The organism is Flintibacter faecis (genome assembly GCF_014287875.1).
In the GTDB taxonomy this organism is placed as follows: domain Bacteria; phylum Bacillota; class Clostridia; order Oscillospirales; family Oscillospiraceae; genus Lawsonibacter; species Lawsonibacter faecis_A.
On record NZ_JACOPN010000003.1, the window covers coordinates 158,232 to 179,777 of the forward strand.

A 21,546-nucleotide genomic window follows, 5' to 3' on the forward strand; every position below is an offset into this window, starting at 1 on the left:
ACATGGCGCAGCGGGTGGGATTCGAACCCACGTGCGATTGCTCGCAAACTGATTTCGAGTCAGCCCCGTTATGACCACTTCGATACCGCTGCATATAAAGATTCTGCGCTCTTAATAAAATACCAGATAACCGAGTGCAAATCAAGTGTTTATGGCAAAGTTCTTTCAAAAATCCCTTCCGGTATAGGGGGCTTCTTCGGTGGGCAGACTGGTGAACAACAGGATCGGCCCGGGACAGCGGACAAATGTGGCGGCGCGCTTTACTTTATGCCCGTGGTCGTGGTATGATGAAGGACAGTTGAACGACTCCGGGCGGCCCGGCTGCCGGTCCCCCGTGACCCAAAAGAAAGGAATCGTGTTTATGTCTGAAGTGAAGCGTCGGGAGCTGTTCCCCGGCGTGTGGCTGCGCGCGGTCCACACCAACCAATTCAAAAGCGCGTATCTGTCTGTCACCCTGATGGCCCCTCTGGACGGGGGCACGGCGGCGGAAAATGCCCTGATCCCCTCTGTGCTCCGCCGGGGCACCCGGACCCACCCGGACATGGAGTCTATGTCCGCCGCCCTGGACGAGCTGTATGGCGGGGCTGTCGAGCCCGTGGTGCGCAAGAAGGGCGAGACCCAGTGCGTGGGCCTTGTGGCCAGTTTTCTGGACGATGCCTACACCCTGGAGGGGGAACCCATTCTGGAGTCCGCCGCCGCCCTGCTGGGCCAGGTGCTGCTGGACCCCTGCACCGAGGAGGGCATATTCCGGGCCGACTATGTGGCCGGTGAGCAGGCCAACCTGCTGGACCGCATCCGGGGGCAGATCAACGACAAGCGGGTGTACGCCAGCCACCGCCTGGCCCAGGTCATGTGCCGGGAGGAGGCCTTCGGCGTGGACAAGCTGGGGGACGAGGAGAGCGCCGGGGCCATCACTCCGGGCAGCCTGTGGCAGCGGTATCAGGCCCTGCTGAACACGGCGGCTGTGGAGGTGTACTATTCCGGCTCCGCCCAGTCAGAGCGGGTGGAAGCGGCTTTGCGCAGCGCCCTGTCCGCCCTGCCGGTGAACCCAAACCGGGTGGTCCCAGACTGCGAGGTGCGGCTGACGGCAGGCACAAAGCCCCAGATCGTGGAGGAAGCCCTGGATGTGACCCAGGGCAAGCTGGCCATGGGCTTTCGCACCGGCGGCGTGACCTGCTGGGAGGAGGACTACCCCGCCATGGTACTGTGCAACGCCGTGTTCGGCGGCACCACCCTGTCCAAGCTGTTTATGAACGTGCGTGAGAAGCTGTCCCTGTGCTATTACGCCAGCTCTGTGCTGGAAAAGATGAAGGGCCTGGTGCTGGTGTCCTCCGGCATCGAGTTTGACAAGTACGAGACCGCCCGGGACGAGATCCTGGCCCAGCTGGACCAGATCCGCCGGGGCGAGATTGAAGACTGGGAGCTGGAGGGGGCCCGCCGGACCGTCATCGGCGGCTATCGGGCCACCCTGGACGACCAGGGGCGGCAGGAGGAGTTCTGGCTGGGGCAGTCCGCCGCCGGGCTGGAGGAGGACATCCCCGCCCTGTGCGCCCAGCTGGAGACCGTGACCAAAGAGCAGGTGGCCCAGGCGGCCCAAAAGCTCCAGCTGGACACCATCTATTTCCTGAAGGGCAAGGAGGGGCAGCATGAATAAGGAAGCATTTCCCCATGTGGGCGAGACCATGTATCACCAGGTGATGGAGAACGGGCTGAACGTGTTCGTCTTCCCCAAGCCGGAGTTTCAAAAGGGCTACGCCTTCTTCGCCACCAACTACGGCGGCATGGACCGGCGCTTCTGCCTGGACGGCGTGTGGCATGACACCCCAGCCGGGGTGGCCCACTATCTGGAGCACAAGATGTTCGACACCCAGGACGGCAACGCCCTGCAGGAGCTGGCCGCCAACGGCGCCAGCCCAAACGCCTTCACCAGCTCCGCCATCACCGGCTATTACTTTGAGTCCACCGAGAAGTTCCACGAAAACCTGCGCATTCTCCTCTCCTTCGTGTCCATCCCCTGGTTCACCAAGGAGAGCGTGGACAAGGAGCAGGGCATCATCGGCCAGGAGATCGGCATGATCGAGGACAACCCGGACTGGCGGGTATTCATGAACCTGATGAAGGCCCTATACAAAAACCACCCCATCCGAGACAGCGTGGCCGGCAGCGTGGAGTCCATCTCCCACATCACCGCCGAGACCCTGTACGCCTGCCACAAAGCTTTCTACGACCCGGCCAACATGGTCCTGTGCGTGGCGGGCAATGTGGACCCGGAGCAGGTGTGCGCCATGGCCCGGGACATTCTACCTAAACAGGCCGGTCCCATCGCCGAAAAGGACTACGGTCCCGCCGAGACCGACCGGGTCGCCCAGGGCGAGCTGACGGAGGAGATGGAGGTGTCCATTCCCCTGTTCCAGCTGGGCTATAAGGGCGACGCTCCCCAGAAGGGCGAGGCGGGCCAGCGGCAGGAGCTGGTGGCCGAGCTGGCACTGGAGGCCCTGCTGGGCAGCTCCAGCCCCCTGTATGCCAAGCTGTATCAGCAGGGGCTCATCAACCGCAACTTCAGCTATGGCTACGAGAGTTACCCCGGCTGTTCCTTCCTGTGCGCCGGGGGTGAGTCCAAGGACCCCCGGGCGGTGCGGGACGCTGTGGCCGCCGAGGCCGTCCGTCTGTGCCGGGAGGGCATCGACGGTCCGCTGTGGCATCGTATCAAAAAGGGTGCCTACGGGGCCAAGGTCCGGGGGCTGAACTCCTTTGAGAACCTGTGCATCGGCCAGGCCCAGGCCTTCTTCGCCGGCAGCGACTATCTCCGCTTTGCCGACCTGTTTGCCGCCATCACCCGGGAGGAGGCCCAGGACCTCATCGCCCGGTGGGTGACCCCGGAGCGCACCGCCCTGGCCGTCATCCGGCCCAAGGGGGAGTCCAAATGATCCACACCATCTCTTTCCCCGGCCTGGGACTGACCTTTACCCTGAACCGGGTGGCCTTTACCCTGCTGGGCCGCCCCGTCTATTGGTATGGCATCATCATTGCCAGCGGCCTGCTGCTGGCCGTGTTCCTGTGCGGCAAGTGGGGCAAGCGCTTCGGCATCACCGAGGACCAGATCACCGACATGATGATCTGTGCCGTCCCCGTGGCCCTTGTGGCCATCCGGGCCTATTACGTCATTTTTAATCTGGGGCTCTACCGCCGGGCGGACGGCAGCCTGGATTGGGGAGCCATCCTCCGCTACAGCGACGGCGGTCTGGCCATCTACGGGGCCATCTTGTCCTCCCTGGTGGTGCTGCTCCTCTTCTGTCATGTGAAAAAGATCAGCTTTTTGGCCTTTGCCGACCTGGGCGTCCACGGGCTGTTCATCGGCCAGCTCATTGGCCGGTGGGGCAACTTTATGAATGTGGAGGCCTACGGCGGCCCCACCACTCTGCCCTGGCGGATGTGCGGGGAGTCCATCGCCCGGAACATGCTGGACCAGGGCTATGTGGACCAGGCGGGCTATCAAGCCATCCTGTCCGGAAATCTTGGGGTACATCCCACCTTTTTGTACGAGTCCCTATGGAATCTGGCGGGCCTGTTCCTGGTGTATCACCTGGGCAAAAAGCGCCGGTTTGACGGGCAGTGCTTCCTGTTCTACGTCTTCTGGTACGGTTTGGGCCGGGCCTGGATCGAAGGGCTGCGCACCGACAGCCTATATCTCTACGAGGGCAGCACCATTCGGGTGTCTCAGCTGCTGGCGGCCTTATCCGCCGTGATCGCCTTGGCGGCCACAGTCTGTTTATTGCGGCGGAGCAAGCGCCACCCCGCCCCCCTGTATGTGGACCGTCTGGCCCGGCAGGCGGCCCAGGCGGATGCTGAAGCGGTCAAGTCCGACAACACTCCCGGCCAGTCTCAGGATGTCCAGCCCACCCAGGGCCAGATGCCCGATCCCCCGGAGGTGCCGGAGAAAAAAGAATAACGCCCCATCGGGCGCAGAAAAACAGGTCCCGGAGCGGCAATGTCATTAAGTTAAGCAAATCCGCGCACACGAAAAAATACCCACCTCGATTTTTCGAGGTGGGTATTTTTTATGCTTTCGCTATGTGGTTTGCTTGTGCTTACTTCGCAGGCAGGACAATGACCTGTCCCTCATAGATGGTGTTGGCGTTCACAAGACGGTCGGCGTTGCGCTCGAAGATGGCCTTGTACTTCATCAAACTGGAATTTCACGTTGCAATTCAATCACGATACGGCTTTTAGGATATAGGATACTCATGCCATTCCACATTGTTTTTTAGGTCTTGATTTTCCTTTTCGGCATTGTATTCTTCTTGTGTGGCTTTTTTGCCGTTTATCATGAAATTATCCATCGTGTATGCCTGTCCTGTGGCAGATAAGACATCAGTTATAACAAGGCCGTCTTGAGTGAAGCCGATAGTAGCAACGCCCTCCTTTGAACCCAAATCATCGGAATAGATAAAGGTGCCATCCGTTTTGAGATTTTCAAATGTACGATAGTCTGTCCGATAGCCATACACATGGTCATCACTGCTATGAAGAACTAAATATCCTCCGGTATCGCCAGCTACACCACAAACAAAAACGACCGCTTCTTCACTACCGTCACCGTCCAAATCAATCATTGCATAGTTTTGAATAGCCATATAGGCATCATCAGAATTAAATAAAGATGGAATATCGGCTATATTAACAGAAGCAAAATCAGATCCACCATTAGCAGCATAATAGAACGGTTGATTACCCTTCAAAACATCTTGCATATTAGCTGGTGTCGAATTACTTGAACAACTAACCAATGCTAAAACACCAACCAATGCCAAAACTAATGTTATCAACTTTTTCATAACAACACCTCCGCCAAATTCCGATTTGCCGGTTTCTTTCACCGCTGCCAAATCCATCATATCATGCGTTTCCATACAGAGCAATAAAAAGATGGACCGCAGAAAACCCGTGATGGAATTTTCAGTACATTGGCAGGGCTTGTTGATATCTTTTCCTAACAATTTCACTCTTACAATTCGTGGTGGTTTCTGCTGACTTTTCTATCTTTGCGCAGACTTGTTGTGAGGTCGGTCAGCTTTTCTTCCGATATGCCCCTATGCGTCGCTCACAAGTCTTTCCGCTACGGCTGTTAAGTTAAGGCGGCATTTATTTTTCTGAAAATGCCTGTTTTGACCCCTGAAAACAGGGGTTTCAAAAAATAAATGCGTTGAGGGGGCGGTGTCCGCAAACACCACCCCCTCTTTTTTACGCGGCTATGCGGTAGACAAAACCGTAAAATCCCTTGGTGCGCAAGTTCCGCTCGTCCTGTCGGTTAGGGCGGATGGGAACGGTATGCCGTGCGATTTCTTTTAACAGCGTTTCGCCGTCCGCGCGGGGCGTTCGCAAGAACTCCTTGCAGAGCATGACCGCCATTTTGAAATTGACCTTGTAGGCGTAAACGCCGTTTTTCGGCTGACGGACAACGACTTCTTTACAGACGCGGCTTGCGAAGTTAAACGCCGTCAAGCTGGCGTATATCTCCTGTTCCGCAAAAGCGTCGGACTTGCCGTGGAGATTGACAAGACCCAGCGTGTACTTGAGGTCGCGGAACGAGGTTTCTATACCCCAACGGAGATGATACAGTTCCCGAATATCCGCAAACGTAAAGGACGGGGCAGAGAAGTGGCAGCCAAACAAAAGCAATCAAAAACTTCTAAAATTCAATCAATTTTGGCTAAACTCTCACATTTTGGCTGTCTCAACTTCTGCTTGCGAACACCGTTCACCACGGCGTTTAATTTACTCTATCTCCATGCGGCGGAAAAAGCAAGCGGATAGGGCAATTCTTTACATTTTATTCAAAATTTGCGGTTAATTAAATGCAACAGCCCAAAAAGCGCCCAGCCGTTAAGAAGAGGGAAGCATCTTTCCGCCCCTCAACGGCTGGGTTTTTAGATTAACTTAATGACATTGGCCGGAGCGATTTTCATGCGCTCCGGGGCCTGTTTCTTTATGTCTCTGGTTTATTTTTCGGCTCTTCAAAAGGCAGTCTTGGCAGCTCCCAGCGGTAGCGATAGGCCATCACTCTTAAAAACACCACCAGCCCTGTGGTGAAGAAAATGGAGCCGCTGGGATAGGCCGGCCAGACGCAGTAATAGCTCAGCGCCCCCACCAGGGAGGCCATGGCGTAGAAGTGCTTGCGGAGGATGGCGGGGGTGGTGCAGCTGAGCACATCCCGCAGTACGCCGCCCCCCACGCCGGTGGTCAGCCCTAAGAATATGCAGAAAAAGGGGTTCTCCACATAGCCCGCATCGATAGTCGCCTGCACGCCGATGACGGAGAACACCCCCAGTCCGATGGCATCGCACACGTTGAGAAACTGGCTGTCCCGAAAGGACACGGGCCGCTCCCCCCGGCTGGTGTACCACCCGAAGAGGAACACCGCCCAGGCGGCCAGGGCAGCCATCACCAGATACTCCCAGTCCACAAAAGCCGCCGGGGGACACCGGCCCAGGATGATGTCTCGGACGATGCCTCCTCCCAGGGCGGTGGCGATGCCCAAGGTGAACACACCGAACAGGTCCAGTCCCCGCTGGATGGCCGTCATGGCCCCGGAGATGGAGAAGGCCACTGTGCCCAGCATATCGGCGGCGTTCATCAGGGTATCGGCATCAAAATGCACAGTGCGTCACGTCCTCTCTTCTATTTATAGTCATTTTCATTTTAACAGAATACGACGTTGGAAGCAACGCAAACTGGCCGATGAACTCCGATGATTCAGAAAAGCAGGTGAGCAATTCCTCCCGCCAGAATGATGGATAAAATTGTACGCTCAATCCAAATCAAAAACACGTCTCTCATCTTTACCGGAATGTCCGTCGACAAAAGGCTGGGAATAGACGCAGAGAAGAACAGCACGGCAGAGACACTGGTAACAGCAATGGTGAACTTTGTGACCATAGACGAAGATATTACCAACATAGAGGGCAGGAACATCTCTGCAATCTCAATGGCGGCGGCCTTGGCTGCGATCATAGGCTCAGGCAGATGCATCAGCAGCGTGAAGGGATAGAAGATATAACCGATGCAGTCAAAGACAGGTGTAAACTCCGCAACGACTAAACCGATCAAGCCAATGGTCAGGATACTGGCCGTGACCGAGGCTGTCATTTTCATGGCATCTCCTATATAGTAGCGCTTCAAATGTGTGAACAGGGAATCTGTATGTTGCGCCGTATCAATTGCGTCTGCTAGGGCTCGGGAAAACAGATTTCCTGAGCGCTGCGGCATGGGAGGCGCAGGCTGGTCATAATACTCATCAGGAACTTTGGAGGTAGGATAAATGCGGCAAGTAATAGCGGTCACAGCAAAGGTGACAAATGCGCAGGAAAGGAAAAAGATTGTCCAGTAGTTCATAATATCCAGTGTGTTTGCAATGACCACTAAGAAAGAAGTTGCCACTGTAGAAAAGCCAGTGGAGATAATAAACGCTTGCTTATGCGTATAGATACCCTTTTTATAGAACTCGCTGGTAAGCAAAACCGCCAGAGAATATCCTCCCGCAAAGGAGACAAGCGCATCAATGGCACTTTCGCCCGGTGTTTTCCATATTTTCTGCATAACCGGACGCATGAATGCACCTACAAACTCCACCAGGCCAAAATTCAGCATCATAACATAGGCAAGGCCGGTCAAAGGAATGCTCAACGTGATAGGGACCACAAGACTGGTGAACAGGAAAGGGATCATATCATCTGTCATCAGCGGAGCAGGACCGATACCAGTAACGGCCATTAGGCCAACGATAAGTCCAAACGCCTTTGCCACAGTAAAAATAAGATCAAATGTAGATCGCTTGTATGCCTTGGTCACGATGGGATAAACTGCGCCGAACGCCACCATTGCCAGTGCGTAGTAAGGGATGATCGGGCCGCAGGTAGCTTTTACAAAATTGATGATGTGCTGAATGATAATCACGTTTTTCCCATTGATATTTACGTTTACAAAAAACATAAAAACGCCCAAACCGGAAAAAATCAAAAACTTAGCCAGCGCCACACCTTTGCTGCAACGCACACTTTTCTCCTGCTCCATAGGAAGTTTCTCCTCTCTATATTTTACTGGTATTCCGCCAAAGCCGCTTGCATCTCTCTGTCCAGCGCCGCCTGTTCTTCCTCGCTCAACGGACCGTGCGCATTTCCTATGCCTAACGTCTGTGCCCGTGCGGTAAATTCCTCCGGGTCATAGGTCAGGCCCGGCATCTCCCGGTACAGCGGTGCCTCCTTTAAATGCCCCGCAAAGGGATAGTCGATATTGAATCTGCGCAGCGCATTCAAATGTTGATCACGCCCGCACAGCCGTTTCTCTCTCACCTCCTCAAAGTCCAGCGTCTCCGTATAGGTCATTGCCACATTTCCGCACTGATAGATGATCCGTCCCATGGGATCGACGATGACAGAGCGCCCACAGCAGGTAGCAGACGGCGTGTTCCCCACGCCATTGGTCCAGATGTAGAACAACTCGTTCTCCAATGCCCGGGCGCGGGGGATAATATCGGGAACATGATCAAATTCCATCGGGTCTAATGCGGGACATACGATCATTTCTGCACCCTTCAGGGCCAACGTGCGGGCAATTTCAGGGAAGAACTGATCATAACAGATCTGAACGCCGACCCGGATATTCTTCTCCTTGATGTCAAACAGGCAGTAGTGGTCATCCCCGCTGGGTGTGGATGGTTCTCCCGGTTTGAACGGCGCTTTTTTCCGATAGACCTCTATCATCTCCCCATCAGGGCCAAATACCGGCACCGTGTTATAAAACTCGCCTTCTGGCAATTCTTGGGCCCGTTCTGATAAGGTTCCCGGGATAAGGTATATCCCATGCTTTTTTGCCAAAGCGCTCATAAAGCGTGTGATCGTTCCAGGGACTGTGTCAAGTTCACGCCCCAAACCATGCTCCACCCCAATGACAAGTTCCGGTTTTAAATAGCCGGACATGACCCGTTCTACCGCCGTTTGAAACCGGGTCAAACTGACCTCCATCGAATCATCCAGTTCAGGCTGCACCACTGTAACAGTCAACTTTCGGTTCATAACGCACTTCCTCTCTTTTTAGCGATTTGATATCGCTGTGATGAATTAAATTTTATAGTTTATAGTAACTATAAGGTCAAGTTCTTTTTTTCGATTTTAATTTTCAATGTTCACCTTGGTATCATGTCATTTTTAACATTATAGTAAAAACAAGCTGTGACAGATTTTAAGTCCGCTCACAGCTTGTTTTTTGCGAAATATCCTGTTATTCTCCTTTTTGAACTGGAATTTGTATCTGTGTAATAAAGCTCTCCGGGTCCTTTGTCAAGGAAATGCTCACCACAGCAAATTCCAAAGAATCTCCGCATATGTTCCATCCCTGCTTTTCAATAAAGTCATAAAGCTTTTGATAGCTTCGGTGAATGGTACCATATGGCCCGCAGTGAACACATGTTGCAAACTTGCCTTGCTCTATGCACACGACCTCCCGGCTTCCCTTTACCACTTCAGCATTCGATTCAATAAAAAAACCAATACTGTTATAAACATGGAAATCTCTGTTTTGAAGATTTTCCTTATGTATTTGCAGTACAATTTCACCGTGCTGCGCCATATGCGTAGCATAACGTGAACGAATATATGATTCATAAACTACTTTAATGTAGTGGTACAAATCTTTTATCTCAAAGTTGATTGGGATTGCATATTGAAACCGTGTCGGTTCTTCCACGACTTCGCATTTTTGATACTCCGCCGCGTATTTTGCAATATGGAGATTTTGCAAAATACGATCATTTCTAGATTCCAGTTGGTTCAGTTGCTCTATCTGTTTATGGATCAACTCTTTCGTCTTTATTAGGTTTTTTTCTAACGAGTTCATATCCATGGACGAGCTATAACGCTGAACGCTCTCAAGGGAAAAATTCAGCCGCTTCAGCTGCATAATCATCGACAAGCAAAAAAACTGCTCATAGTCATAATATCTGTAGTTGTTCTCTTTATCAACATAGTTCGGCTTAAACAGCCCGATCTTATCATAATACCGCAATGTCTGGTTTGATATTCCAAACAATCTGGACAACTCTGAAACAGTATACTTCTCTTTCAATGCATTCCCACCATTCTGCACTTTTGGTTTTGTTATAATCCTACCCTGACACATCCACACTGTCAATCTCTAGAGCACCGGTTTTTATTTTAAATACTCAGTCTCCGCCGCAGCTCCCGCACCTGGTCCCGGCTGATGGGCAAAACGGTGTCCTCCCCCCGCACTCGCAGGGCAAAGCCGTTGCCCGTCCACGGGAAGATGCTGTCTACATATTTTAAGTGGACCAGGCTGGTCTTGTGGATCCGATAGAACTGTTCCCCCTCCAGCCGGGTCTCATACTCCCCCAGGGGGGTGCCGTCGTTATACTGTTTGCCGAAGATGGTGTGGATGACGCAGCCCCGGCGCTCCCTTTTCCGTCTCTCTTGTCCTCACTTTACTCGTCTGCTATACTAAAACTATCCAATCAAATTAAGAAGGGATGACTGCCCTATGCTCAACTTCGACCCGCTCACTTACCGCTATTCCTCCCGCCGCAACGTGGTCTATGCCAAAAAGGCCGTGGCCTGTACCTCTGTCCCTCTGGGGGCCCAGATCGGTCTGGACATGATGAAGTCCGGCGGCAACGCCGTGGATGCCGCCGTGGCCATGGCCGCCGCCATGCCCCTGCTGGAGCCCACGGGCAACGGCCTGGGCTCGGACTGCTTCGCCCTGGTATGGATAGAAAAAGATCAAAAGCTCTATGGCTTAAACGCCAGCGGCGTGGCACCCATGGCCCTCTCCGCCGACAAGGTCCGGGAACTGGGCTTTGACCAGGTGCCCAAGGAGGGCTGGCTGCCCACTATGGTCCCCGGGGCCCCCGCCGGCTGGGCCGCCCTGAACAGCCGCTTCGGCACCAAGCCCCTGGCCGAGCTGTTCGCCCCCGCCGTCTCCTACGCCCGGGAGGGCTATCCCGTGCCGGTGAATGTGGCCCGCCAGTGGAGCAAAGACAGCCGCCGCATCGCCAAGGCCATGGAGACCGACCCCGCCCCCCACGCATACTGGTGGAAGAGCTTTATGAAGCCCGACGGCACCCCCTATGCCGCCGGAGACCTCTTCCGGTTCCCCGACTACGCCGACACGTTAGAGGAGTTGGCCGCCACCGGCTGCGAGAGCTATTACCGGGGCAGACTGATGGAGCGCCTCGTGGCCTTCTCCCAAAAGACGGGGGGCTATTTCTGCCGGGAGGACTTTGAAACCTATCACCCGGACTGGGTGGAGCCCATCACCCAGAACTATCGGGGCTATACCGTGTGCGAGATCCCGCCCAACGGCCATGGCATCACCGTGCTCATGGCCCTGGGCATTCTGGATGGGATGACCATGCCGGAAAACCGGGAGAGCGCCGAGCACTATCACAAGGTGATGGAGGCCATCAAGCTGGCCTTTGCCGACACCAAGACCTATGTGGCCGACCCCCGGTATATGAAGACCACGGTGGAGCAGCTGCTCAGCCCCGGCTATCTGGCCGCCCGCCGGGCGCTCATTTCCGACAAGGCCCTGGAGCCCAAGGCCGGGGACCCCCGCTGCGGCGGCACCATCTATCTGTGTACCGCCGATGAAGGGGGCAACATGGTCTCCTTCATCCAGAGCAACTACACCGCCTTCGGCTCCGGCGTGGCCATCCCCGGCACGGCCATCTCCCTGCAGAACCGGGGGGCCAACTTCTCCCTGGACCCCGCCAGTGACAACTGTCTGGCCGGGGGCAAAAAGTCCTATCACACCATCATCCCCGGCTTTTTGCTGAAGGACGGCCGGGCGGTGGGGCCCTTCGGAGTGATGGGGGCCTTTATGCAGCCCCAGGGCCAGACGGAGGTCATCATCAACACCCTGGACTATCACATGAACCCGCAGGAGGCCCTGGATGCCCCCCGCATCCAGTGGATCGGCGGCAAAAAGCTCCAGCTGGAGCGGGAGGCCGGCGAGGACATCGCCCAACAGCTGCGCTCCATGGGCCACCAGGTGGAGCTCATCGACGACCGCATCGCTATGGGCCGGGGGCAGATCATCTGGCGGTGTGAAAACGGCACTCTCATCGCCGGGACCGAGCCCCGCTGTGACGGCGCGGTGGCCGCCTGTTAACAGGTCACAAGCGTGAAAAAGCACCTCTGCCTGTTTCGTCAGGCAGAGGTGCTTTTCCTTGGCCTTTCGGTCAATCCTCAGAGCCGTCCACGGGGATGGGATAGTGCTCGGTAAAGCAGCCCTCGCAGAAGCCGCACCGGGCGTTGGGGGCCAGCTTCTGCAGGTTGTCCAGGGACAGAAAGTCCAGGCTGTCCGCCCCGGTCATGTCCCGGATCTCGTCAATGGAGTGGTGGCAGGCGATGAGCCGATCCTTATCCGGGATGTCGGTGCCGAAGTAGCAGGGGGAGATAAAGGGCGGGGCGGATACCCGCATGTGGACCTCTGTGGCCCCCGCCTCCCGCAGCAGGGCGATGATCTGACTGCAGGTAGTCCCCCGGACGATGGAGTCGTCCACCATGACCACCCGCTTGCCCTCCACCTCGCTGCGCAGGGCAGACAGCTTGATGCGCACCGCCTGTTCCCGGCTCTGCTGGTCGGGGGTGATGAAGGTACGGCCCACATAGCGGTTTTTCACAAAGCCCATCACGTTGGGCAGGCCGCTCTCTAAGGCATAGCCCCGGGCGGCATCCAGGCCGGAGTCGGGCACCCCCACCACCACGTCGGCGGGGACGGGGTTCTGTCGGGCCAGCAGACGGCCCGCATTCACTCGGGCCTGGTGGACCGACTGCCCGGCGATGATGGAGTCGGGGCGGGCAAAATAGATGTACTCAAAGATACACATATGGGACTTGCCCCGGCAGTTGTCCCGGATGGACTGGACCCGGCCGTCCTGGACCACCACCACCTCGCCGGGCTCCAGCTCCCGCTCCACTCTGCCGCCCACGGCCTCGATGGCGCAGGACTCCGAGGCAAAGAGGATGGCCTGGCCCTTCCGGCCCATGCACAAAGGCCGGAAGCCCCAGGGGTCCCGGCAGGCGATGAGCTTTTGGGGCGACATGACCAGCAGAGAGAAGGCCCCCCGGAGCTTAGATGCCGCCTGGCACACCGCCTCCTCCACGCTGGCGCAGCGCAGCCGCGCCTGGGCGATGGCATAAGCGATGAGCTCCGAGTCGCTGGTGGTGTGGAAAATGGCCCCCTGATACTCAAACTTCTGCCGCAGCTGGTCTACGCCCACCAGGTTGCCGTTGTGGACCACCGCCAAAGTGCCCTTCACATATTTGATGGTCAGGGGCTGAGCGTTCTCCCGCTCCCTGGCCCCGGTGGTGGCATAGCGCACATGGCCCACGGCCATGGTCCCATTCAGCCGCTGAAGGGTCTGTTTGTCAAACACCTCGCTGACCAGGCCCACATCCTTATAAAAGGACTGCTCCCGGTCGTTGATGGTGGCGATGCCGCAGGCCTCCTGTCCCCGGTGCTGCAGGGCATACAGCCCGTAATAGGTGGTCTGGGCGCAGCCCCCCGCCGGATCATAGATGCCGAACACGCCGCACTCCTCGTGCAGGCCCATGTCCGGCCTGTCCCACTCCAGTTCCGTCTCTGCTCTGTCTGCCATTTCCGCGCCGCTCCTTTCTCATTTGCGCCAAAAAAAGCGCAACGACACCCTTGTCCAGGCGTCGTTGTCCGTACAAAGTATTATACTACGGTTTCCCATCCTCTCGCAATAAAAAACCAGAGCGCAAACCCGATGATATGCGCCCCGGTATTGCAGGATTTTTCTGTGGGATTTTCACAAGGCGGGAAAAAGGGCTACCCAACGGGGAAAAAATATGGTAACATAACTGTTGACAGTTATGTTACCATTTATTTAAGCCGTTTTTCTCCAGGCTTCGCCCGGAACCGAAAAACATGGCGTGTTATACCATTCCGCTTTGCTTCATCGTATAATTTTTCCTGTAATGTCCCGTCTCACTCACCGCTCCTAGGAGGTAATTGCCATGAGATGTCCCTTCTGTGCCCACCCTGAAAGCAAGGTCATCGACTCCCGCCCCGCGGACGAAGGTGCCAGCATTCGCCGCCGCCGGGAATGCCTGGCCTGTCACAAGCGATTCACCACCTATGAGACCATGGAGAGCCTGCCTTTGATGGTGGTAAAAAAGGACGGCAGCCGCCAGAGCTTCGACCGGAATAAGGTCCTGGGCGGCCTGATCCGGGCCTGTGAAAAGCGCCCGGTGAGCTATGCCACCCTGGAGGCCATCGTCAACGACATCGAGCAGACCCTGCAGAGCCAGATGGACCGGGAAGTCCGCTCCGCCCAGATCGGCGAGCTGGTCATGGACCGGCTGAAAAAGGTGGACGAGGTGTCCTACGTCCGCTTCGCCTCTGTCTACCGCCAGTTCAAGGACATCAACACCTTCCTAGACGAGCTGAACAAGCTGCTGGAGGATAAATAAGCATCCCTGCCGCGAGGAGCCAACCGGTTCCCCGCGGCCTATTTTTTTCTCCGTCCGCATAAGCTTTGGGACGGAGGTGAGGGCTATGTCCTGGGTGGGCACGTTGGCTGACATGCTGTGGGAGCCCTGGCTGCTGGGGCTGTTTTTATTCACGGGGCTGGTCTACTCCCTGGGCTCCGGCTTTTTTCAGCTGTTCGGTCTGCCCCTCTGGCTGCGGGCCACCTTGGGCGGACTGCTCCGCCGACAGCGAGGGAAAAAAAGCGGGCTGTCCCCGCTCCAGGCCCTGGCCACCGCCCTGGCCTCCACCATGGGCACGGGCTCCATCGCCGGGGTGGCCACCGCTTTGACCCTGGGCGGGCCGGGGGCGGTGTTCTGGATGTGGGTGTCCGCGCTGCTTGGCATGATGACCGGCTTTGGGGAAAAGCTGCTGTCCGTCCGCTTTCAGCGCCCAGCCCCGGGAGGCGGAATGCAGGGCGGGCCCATGTTCTATCTCCGGGACGGCTTGGGCTGGAAGGGAGCCGCCCTGTGGTTTACCCTGGCCTGTCTCCCCGCCACCCTGGCCGGGGGCGATCTGGTCCAGTCCTCCTCCATCGCCCAGGCATTAGAGTCCAGCTTCGCCCTGCCCCGGCTGGGTACGGGACTGGTCACCGCCGCCCTGGCCGCCCTGGTGCTGATGGGCGGGGTGGGGCGCATCGCCCGGGTGTCCGCCGCCCTGGTGCCCGCCATGGCCCTGCTCTATCTGGGGGCCGGGGGCTGGGTGCTGCTGTGCCGGGCCGATGCCCTGCCCGGGGCTTTTCAGCTGATTTTTTCCTGTGCCCTGTCCCCCCGGGCCGCCGCGGGCGGCGGGGCGGGCTGGACGGTGGCCTCCGCTCTGCGCTATGGGGTGGCCCGGGGGGTGTTCACCAACGAGGCGGGCCTGGGCCCCTCCGCCATGGCCCACGGAGCCGCTGCCCACGCCTGTCCCGTCCGGCAGGGCTTTTGGGGGATGTTCGAGGTAGCGCTGGCCACCCTGCTGGTCTGCTCCGTCACCGCTCTGGTCATTCTGGTCAGCGGAGTGTGGCAGCCCGGCTCGCCGGGGGCCCTCACCGGAGCTCCCCTCACCGCCGCGGCCTTCTCCTCGGTGCTGGGGCCGGCGGGAAGCCGGACGGTGTCCCTGTGCCTGCTGCTGTTCGCCTTCTCCTCCATCCTGGGCTGGAGCTATTACGGCCAGCAGTGTCTGCGCTATCTCACCGGGGATGATCGCCTGCTGCCCCTCTACCGGGCCCTGTTTCTGCTGTGCATCCCCCTGGGGGCTGTGTGGGAGAGCGGCGTGGTGTGGGAGCTGGTGGACCTGTGCAACGCCCTGATGGCCCTGCCCAATCTGCTGGGGCTCATCGCGCTGGCCCCCAAGGCGCTGGGTACGTTAAACGCCGTTGAAAAAGCCGTCTAACCCATATTTGGTCTTCAGCCGCTCCAGCTTTTCCAGCATGGGCTCCGCCCCCAGCCACAGGAAGGCCGCCGTGGACAGACCGTGGACACAGTCCATGGGAAAGCCCGCCAGGTAATAGGTCAGCAGCACGCCCCGGTTCAGCTCCCCCGCCGCCATCAGGGCAGAGGCGGTGTTCAGGATGCCGCCATAGATCAAAATGGCGCTCACCGCCCCAAAGGCGCACAGGCTTCCCCGGCTGCGCCGAAGCCAGCCCGTCCGGGCCAGTATCCCGGCCAGAAAGCCCACGATCCCCATGCCGAACATCTGCCACGGGGTCCATGGTCCCTGACCGAACAGGATGTTAGAGACCAGCATGGTCACGCCGCCTACCAAAAAGCCGCTCTCGCCCCCCAGGGCCACCCCGGCCAGGATGGTCAGGGCCAGCACCGGCTTTGCCTGGGGCAGCATGAAAAAGGCCGCCCGCCCCGCCACGCCCAGGGCACACAGGCAGGCCAGCAGGGTGACTTCTCTGGCCCCCGGTCTGCGCCCCTCAAAGGCCAGAAAGAAGGGCAGCATCCCCTCCAGCAGCATCAGCAGAGCGATGAAATAGTATTTTCGATCTCCAAGATAAAAGGTGCCCGCAAACAGGGTGACGGGGATCATCAGCAGCAGACACCCCGCCGCCATACGGGTCCGGCGGGGGAGTTTTTTTCTGCCCTGGACTGTCTGGGGGGACGTTCTCTCTCCCCCGCCCAGGGCCAGGGCGCATACAAAGGCCCACAGCAGAAACCACGCCGTCCGGCCAAGCTCGCCCCCCGCCGCCCGACTCAGTCCTGCGGCGGTCATAAGCTTTGACAGATCGGTAAGCCGCAGGGCCCGGATCAGGGACAGCAGCGCCATCCCACCGGACAGGGCCGCCAGTGCCTTGCGCCACATGGGCAGCGGGCGGGGCTTGGGCGGCTCCTCTGCCGGGGCAGTCTCCCGGGGCTGATACGGCATCACCTCCAGGGGCGGGACCGCTCCGCCGCAGCAGGCTGTCACATCCCGGGCGGTGACAGCTCCGGGCAGGATGTCCCGGGCCATGCGGCCGGCCGCCGTGGTATAGAACCGGTTGCCGGAGAAAAAGTCCCGGGGGCTCCCCTCCGCCGCCACATAGCCCTGGAAAAACAGGGCGCACCGGTGGGCGTGGTCGGCACAGAAGGCCACGTCGTGGCTGACCATGATGATCGCCACCCCCCGGGCCAGAAGCTGATTTAAGATCTCAGCCAGCTGGTCCTGAAAGGCGGCGTCCAGGCCCTTCGTCGGCTCGTCCAGCAGCAGCACGTCCGGTTTCAGAAGCAAAATTTTAGCCAGAGCGGAGCGCTGCTGCTCCCCCCCGGACAGGTCATAGGGGTGGCGGTTCAGAAGATCGGTCATGCCGCACAGGGCACATACCCGCTCCAGCGCCTCCCGGTCCCGGCTGACATCCAGCAGGTCCTCCTCCACCGTTTTCTTCAAAAACAGCGTCCTGGGGTCCTGGGGCAGCAGGGCCGTTTTTCCCCGCCGGGTCACTTCTCCCCGCTGGGGGCGGTTCAGCCCTGCCAACAGGGTGAGCGCAGTGGATTTGCCCGCACCGTTCCCTCCCAGCAGGGCCAGAAATTCCCCGGGGTGCACGGCGAGGGACAGGCCCTGCACAATGTCCCGGCCCTCCCGGTCATAGCGGAACCACAGCTCCTCCGCCGTTAAAACAGGCTCTTTGGGATAGCTGCGCACCGGCTCCGGGGGCAAGGGCTGAAATCCACGGTCCTTTTGAAGGTCCTTCAGCCAGTTTCGCCCCTCCCGCACCGTCACGGGGCAGTCCGTCTCTGTCTCCACCGCCGCCCACACCCGCATAGGGGTTGGCATGGCCCGGAACATGGCGTGGCCCCGCTCTCTCAGCACCCGGCCGACCTCACGGGGCCTTCCTGCTGCCAGCAGCCGCCCTCCGTCCAGCACAGCGGCGGTGTCAGCCAGGGGCAGGGCCTCCTCTAAGCGGTGCTCGCTTAAAATGACCGTGGTGCCCAGCTCCCGATTGATCCGGCCCAGCACGGCCAGGAACTCCTCCGCCGCAATGGGGTCCAGCTGACTGGTTGGCTCGTCCAGCAGCAGCACCTTGGGCTGCATCACCATGACAGAGGCCAGGGCCAGCAGCTGCTTCTGTCCCCCGGACAGCTGCGCCGACTCCCGGTGGAACCAGTCCTCCATGCCGAAGAAGCTGGCCATCTCCGCCACCCGGCGGCGGATCACCGGGGTGGGAAGCCCCAGGCTCTCTAATCCGAAGGCCAGCTCGTGCCACACCTTATCCGTCACCAGCTGGTTGTCCGGGGACTGGCTCACAAAGCCGATGGCCTGGCTCTCCTCCCGCCGATCCAGGTCTTCCAACGGACGGCCCCGGAATAAAATCGTCCCCTCCCGGGTCCCGTGGGGGGCCATAGATGGCTTGAGCTGGCGCAGCAAGGTGGTCTTGCCGCAGCCCGACTGACCGCACAGCACCAGAAAGCTCCCCTCTGCCACGTCCAGGCTGACCTTTTCCAGGGCCGGGCCGCTCGGTCCGGGATAGGCAAAGCTCAGATTTTGGATGCGGAACGTCTCCATCGTCTCCCCTCCTCCCAGTCCAGAATGACCGGCGTGAAACACAGGACCAGATAGGCCCCAAAAAAGCTGGCCGTCAGCGGGGTGACCGCCGTTCCCCGCAGGGTGGGGTAATACCGCCAGCCCAGACCACCCGCCAGGGCCCCGCACAGCACATAGCCCCCCCAGCCCATCAGCCAGGCCAGGGCCAGCCGGTCCCGCTCCATCAGGCGGTAGATGGAAAAGGCCGTCCGCCCGGGCAGACCATAGCCCCGGGCGCGCATGGAGTCCGCCGTCTCCACCCCGTTCTCCAATGACCAGGTGATGACGATGGACAGCGCCCGTACCCCCAGGCGCAGCCGCTGCCACAGGCCGTCCGGTTCCTCTCCCCCGTTCAGGCCCCGCTGGACCTGGACGGTCAGGCCCAGCTGTCGGCTAAACCGGGGCACAAAGCGCAGCGTCATGCTGAATACCAGAGACAGGGCCGGGGCGGTCCGGCCGAAGAGATACACCAGCTTGTCCGCCGTCATCACATGGGTACAGCAGGCAAACCAGACCATCACGCCCCCCAGCATGGCCCCCGCCCCCAGGCCATAGGCCAGGCTCTCCAGCGTCAGGGGATTGCCCGAGGGGAGATAGGTCAGGATGGTGGCCCCCGCATGGCTGAAGGCCGGGTTCACCACTGCCGCCAAAGCCATCATAGGCAGCACATACCACAGCGCCTTTCCCGTCTTCTGCCGTCCCATCATGGACAGGTGACATGCCGCCCCTCCGCACAGGGAGATGGCCAGACAGAGGGGGTGATCCAGCACCATAGCTCCCGCCAGCACCAGGGCAAAGAACAGGGCGTTCACCGCCGGGTGATAGCCTGCAAATCCGTCCCTCACGTCTCGTCCCCCGACTGACCAAAGTAGTCTCCGCCCACGTCCTTGCCGTAGTCGCAGGTGTACACCCACGTTACTGTGTCCCCGTCCTTCAGGGCATAGCGGGAGCAGCCGTAGTTGGGGTACCAGCCGTTCACCGCATACATCCAGCCCGACTGCTCCCCGCAGTCGAACTCATACAGGTTGCCGATCCCCTCGATATAGGCGCTGTTATACATGGGGGTGTTGGAAAACTCCATGTGCAGCCCCTTGTCCCGGCACACCCGCCGGAGCACGTCAAAGACGCTCTCCCCCTCGTGGAACTCCGCCTGGGTGGCGGGCAGCAGCCAGCCGTCCGCCGGGACCAGCTCCGCCTTGTCCGGGTCCAGCCAGTCCATGTGGTTCAAAATGGCGGCACAGGAGATGGAGATGGTGCAGCGGCTCACCTCCGGGGCCTGTTCCGTCTGCTGCGGCTCTGCCGGGGCGGGCTTGCCCTGGGGGACCGGGTCGGTGTGATACTGATCCTGCCCCGTCTTGGGATCGATGTCCATGGCGGAGGAAGCAGGTGGGGCTTTCTCCCCCTCCCCGCCCACGCTTGCGTCAGGCTGTGGTTCCGGTTTCTCTGCTTTCTGAGCGGGAGCGTCCGGTGCGCTGCTCTCCGGGGACTCCTGCTGCTCCGATCGGGAAGCGTCCGTGGACACGGAGGCGCTCACGCCGGCGCTGCTCCCCTCCTCTCCGGCGGACCACCCCCGCAGACCGGGGGCGTCGCCGCCGTACCAAAAGGCAAAGGCCAGCACCGCCAGAATGGCCGCCGCTGCCGCCCACTTTTTTCCGTTCATTTTCATAGCCGTTCTCCCTGTTCCAGTTCTCTTTCCCGGGCGGAAAAATCCCCCGCCCAGGAAACGGAACTGGCGTTCCGTCTGCCCTCTCCGTCCGGTGTGTCCACCGGACACCTCCCCCAAGGGGGGAGGCGAGTTTGCTCCAGCGTCCACTTGGCTCCCCCGGCGGGGAGCTGGCACGGCGCAAGCCGTGACTGAGAGGGCCTTTCGCTGTCATCCTCCTGGCAGCAAGAGCACACCGCAGGAACTTGCTCCCATGGCGGTGAGCAGCGCCACCAGACCGGGGGCAAAGGCGATGGCACTCAGGTCAGTCTGATCGTCTGTCTCCAGCTCCTCCATCTCATACAGCCCGCTCTGGCCCAGCTCCGCCCGCTTGACGGCGGCCAGGGCGTACAGGCTCTGCTCGGTGGCCATCAGGTTGCTGCCGCTGTTTTTCCCGTGGCAGAAGCTGCCGTCGGGCAGCTGATAGCCCAGCAGGGCGTCCAGGGCCGTGGCCCCGTTTTTCACAAAGCGGCTGTCCGTCAGGGGCAGTCCCAGACACTCCAGCGCCACCACGACCTGGGCGCAGCTCTCGGCGTTGGCCGTGCCTTTGGCGGCAAAGCCCCCGTCCCCCTGCTGCTGACCGGACAGCCACACAAGCGCCCGGTCCACGCCCAGCTTTACCGCCGCCTGGTCGGTGTACCGGGACAGGGCCTGCAATGCCATGGCGGTCACGTCCACGTCCCCCGGTCCCTCTCCGGACAGGCTCCAGCTGCCGTCAGACAGCTGCCTGGACAGGATGCGGTCCACATACAGCTGCCGGGTGGCCTGGGTCTTGGCCTGGGGGTTCCGGGGCACGGGGTAGTTCCGGCTGTCCAGAGCGATCAGGGCCCAGATAGGCCCGTTGATCCCCTGCCAAGCCGTTTTATCAAAGTCCCCCAGAGGCAGGGTCAGATCGTAGCCCCCCACCTCCCGGGCATCCGCTCCCAGGGCAGACAGGGCCAGGATGACCCGGCTGTACTCGGTGTACTTCCGGGTGTGGAGGACGCCCTGTTTCTCCTTCACGGTCTGCTCCACCCGGTTCAGATAATCCGCATCGTAGTTTTGCGGGCGGGCGGCCCCTCCCCGGGCCAGGCCGATGACGGCCCACTCCCCGCCGATGCTGGATACCTCCGGGGCGGGCACGGCCTTGCTGATAAAAGCGGCGGCCCGGTCATAGGCCCCCTGCGCCGGGGAGGCTGCGGCCAGCGCCCCGGTGACAGAGCTTGCCGCCAGGGCCAGAGCCAGGATCAGGCTGCCGATTTTTCGTCCCATGTGCATGTTGTCTCCTCCCTAAGTGCGTCTCTGTCCCGCCGTCTGGG

Annotated in this window: 17 protein-coding genes, 1 tRNA gene and 1 pseudogene; 6 read left to right on the forward strand and 13 right to left on the reverse strand. The window is 59.5% G+C overall.

Annotated features, from left to right (window positions below):
* Positions 1-3: 3 nt before the first annotated feature.
* A tRNA-Ser gene (locus H8S55_RS05430) sits at positions 4-92 on the reverse strand.
* A 269-nt stretch (positions 93-361) separates the two neighbouring features.
* Between H8S55_RS05430 and yfmF the strand changes: the two genes are divergently transcribed.
* Genes yfmF through lgt form a run of 3 tightly spaced genes read left to right on the forward strand, consistent with a single transcriptional unit; the run spans position 362 to position 3,949 of the window.
* A complete protein-coding gene (gene yfmF / locus H8S55_RS05435; protein ID WP_186878119.1) occupies positions 362-1,654 on the forward strand; it encodes an EF-P 5-aminopentanol modification-associated protein YfmF in 1,293 nt (430 codons plus the stop codon).
* The gene (gene yfmH / locus H8S55_RS05440) at positions 1,647-2,927 is read left to right on the forward strand and encodes an EF-P 5-aminopentanol modification-associated protein YfmH (RefSeq protein ID WP_186878120.1); all 1,281 of its coding nucleotides are present in this window, start codon (positions 1,647-1,649) and stop codon (positions 2,925-2,927) included. Before yfmF ends, yfmH begins: the two co-directional genes overlap by 8 nt.
* Positions 2,924-3,949, forward strand: coding sequence for a prolipoprotein diacylglyceryl transferase (lgt, locus tag H8S55_RS05445; protein WP_186878121.1), 1,026 nt, complete (start codon positions 2,924-2,926; stop codon positions 3,947-3,949). The genes yfmH and lgt overlap by 4 nt, the downstream gene beginning before the upstream one ends.
* 277 nt (positions 3,950-4,226) lie before the next feature.
* On the opposite strand, the gene H8S55_RS05450 is transcribed toward lgt, so the two are convergent.
* The 7 genes and pseudogenes from H8S55_RS05450 to H8S55_RS14480 all read right to left on the reverse strand — a co-directional run.
* A complete protein-coding gene (locus H8S55_RS05450) occupies positions 4,227-4,895 on the reverse strand; it encodes a hypothetical protein (RefSeq protein ID WP_186878122.1) in 669 nt (222 codons plus the stop codon).
* 346 nt (positions 4,896-5,241) lie between these two features.
* On the reverse strand, positions 5,242-5,679 hold the full coding sequence (locus tag H8S55_RS05455) for a transposase (protein WP_207721769.1): 438 nt from the start codon (positions 5,677-5,679) through the stop codon (positions 5,242-5,244).
* Positions 5,680-5,986: 307 nt separating this feature from the next.
* On the reverse strand, positions 5,987-6,658 hold the full coding sequence (locus H8S55_RS05460; RefSeq protein WP_186878124.1) for a trimeric intracellular cation channel family protein: 672 nt from the start codon (positions 6,656-6,658) through the stop codon (positions 5,987-5,989).
* Between the two features lie 95 nt (positions 6,659-6,753).
* Positions 6,754-8,070 (reverse strand): YjiH family protein, encoded by a 1,317-nt coding sequence (locus H8S55_RS05465; protein ID WP_186878125.1) that lies wholly within the window; start codon positions 8,068-8,070, stop codon positions 6,754-6,756.
* Between the two features lie 23 nt (positions 8,071-8,093).
* The gene (locus H8S55_RS05470; protein WP_186878126.1) at positions 8,094-9,071 is read right to left on the reverse strand and encodes a carbon-nitrogen hydrolase family protein; all 978 of its coding nucleotides are present in this window, start codon (positions 9,069-9,071) and stop codon (positions 8,094-8,096) included.
* 205 nt (positions 9,072-9,276) lie between these two features.
* Positions 9,277-10,119 (reverse strand): MerR family transcriptional regulator, encoded by an 843-nt coding sequence (locus H8S55_RS05475; protein WP_186878127.1) that lies wholly within the window; start codon positions 10,117-10,119, stop codon positions 9,277-9,279.
* 89 nt (positions 10,120-10,208) lie between these two features.
* Positions 10,209-10,451 (reverse strand): annotated as a pseudogene (locus H8S55_RS14480) (LytTR family DNA-binding domain-containing protein); the annotation flags it as partial.
* 97 nt (positions 10,452-10,548) lie between these two features.
* Here H8S55_RS14480 and H8S55_RS05485 point away from each other — a divergent pair.
* The gene (locus tag H8S55_RS05485; protein ID WP_186878128.1) at positions 10,549-12,177 is read left to right on the forward strand and encodes a gamma-glutamyltransferase family protein; all 1,629 of its coding nucleotides are present in this window, start codon (positions 10,549-10,551) and stop codon (positions 12,175-12,177) included.
* 70 nt (positions 12,178-12,247) lie between these two features.
* Here H8S55_RS05485 and purF read toward each other — a convergent pair whose 3' ends face one another.
* Positions 12,248-13,669: an amidophosphoribosyltransferase gene (purF, locus tag H8S55_RS05490; RefSeq protein WP_243200474.1), complete on the reverse strand. Its 1,422-nt coding sequence runs from the start codon at positions 13,667-13,669 to the stop codon at positions 12,248-12,250.
* Positions 13,670-14,051: 382 nt separating this feature from the next.
* On the opposite strand from purF, the gene nrdR reads away from it, so the two are divergent.
* Both nrdR and H8S55_RS05500 read left to right on the forward strand, forming a co-directional pair.
* The gene (gene nrdR / locus H8S55_RS05495) at positions 14,052-14,507 is read left to right on the forward strand and encodes a transcriptional regulator NrdR (protein ID WP_147560995.1); all 456 of its coding nucleotides are present in this window, start codon (positions 14,052-14,054) and stop codon (positions 14,505-14,507) included.
* A gap of 85 nt (positions 14,508-14,592) precedes the next feature.
* Positions 14,593-15,936, forward strand: a complete 1,344-nt coding sequence (locus H8S55_RS05500; RefSeq protein WP_186878129.1) for an alanine/glycine:cation symporter family protein — start codon at positions 14,593-14,595, stop codon at positions 15,934-15,936.
* On the opposite strand, the gene H8S55_RS05505 is transcribed toward H8S55_RS05500, so the two are convergent.
* The 4 genes from H8S55_RS05505 to H8S55_RS05520 all read right to left on the reverse strand — a co-directional run bounded on the left by H8S55_RS05505 (position 15,910) and on the right by H8S55_RS05520 (position 21,499).
* Positions 15,910-18,528 (reverse strand): ATP-binding cassette domain-containing protein, encoded by a 2,619-nt coding sequence (locus tag H8S55_RS05505; RefSeq protein ID WP_186878130.1) that lies wholly within the window; start codon positions 18,526-18,528, stop codon positions 15,910-15,912. The genes H8S55_RS05500 and H8S55_RS05505 overlap by 27 nt on opposite strands.
* Positions 18,501-19,391, reverse strand: coding sequence for an energy-coupling factor transporter transmembrane component T (locus H8S55_RS05510; RefSeq protein WP_186878131.1), 891 nt, complete (start codon positions 19,389-19,391; stop codon positions 18,501-18,503). Before H8S55_RS05510 ends, H8S55_RS05505 begins: the two co-directional genes overlap by 28 nt.
* Entirely contained in the window at positions 19,388-20,212 is an 825-nt protein-coding gene (locus tag H8S55_RS05515) for a DUF4430 domain-containing protein (RefSeq protein WP_186878132.1), read from the reverse strand. The genes H8S55_RS05510 and H8S55_RS05515 overlap by 4 nt, the downstream gene beginning before the upstream one ends.
* Positions 20,213-20,419: 207 nt before the next feature.
* Positions 20,420-21,499 carry a prenyltransferase/squalene oxidase repeat-containing protein gene (locus tag H8S55_RS05520; protein WP_186878133.1) on the reverse strand — a complete coding sequence of 360 codons (1,080 nt, stop codon included), beginning with the start codon at positions 21,497-21,499 and terminating at the stop codon, positions 20,420-20,422.
* Between the last annotated feature and the right edge of the window lie 47 nt (positions 21,500-21,546).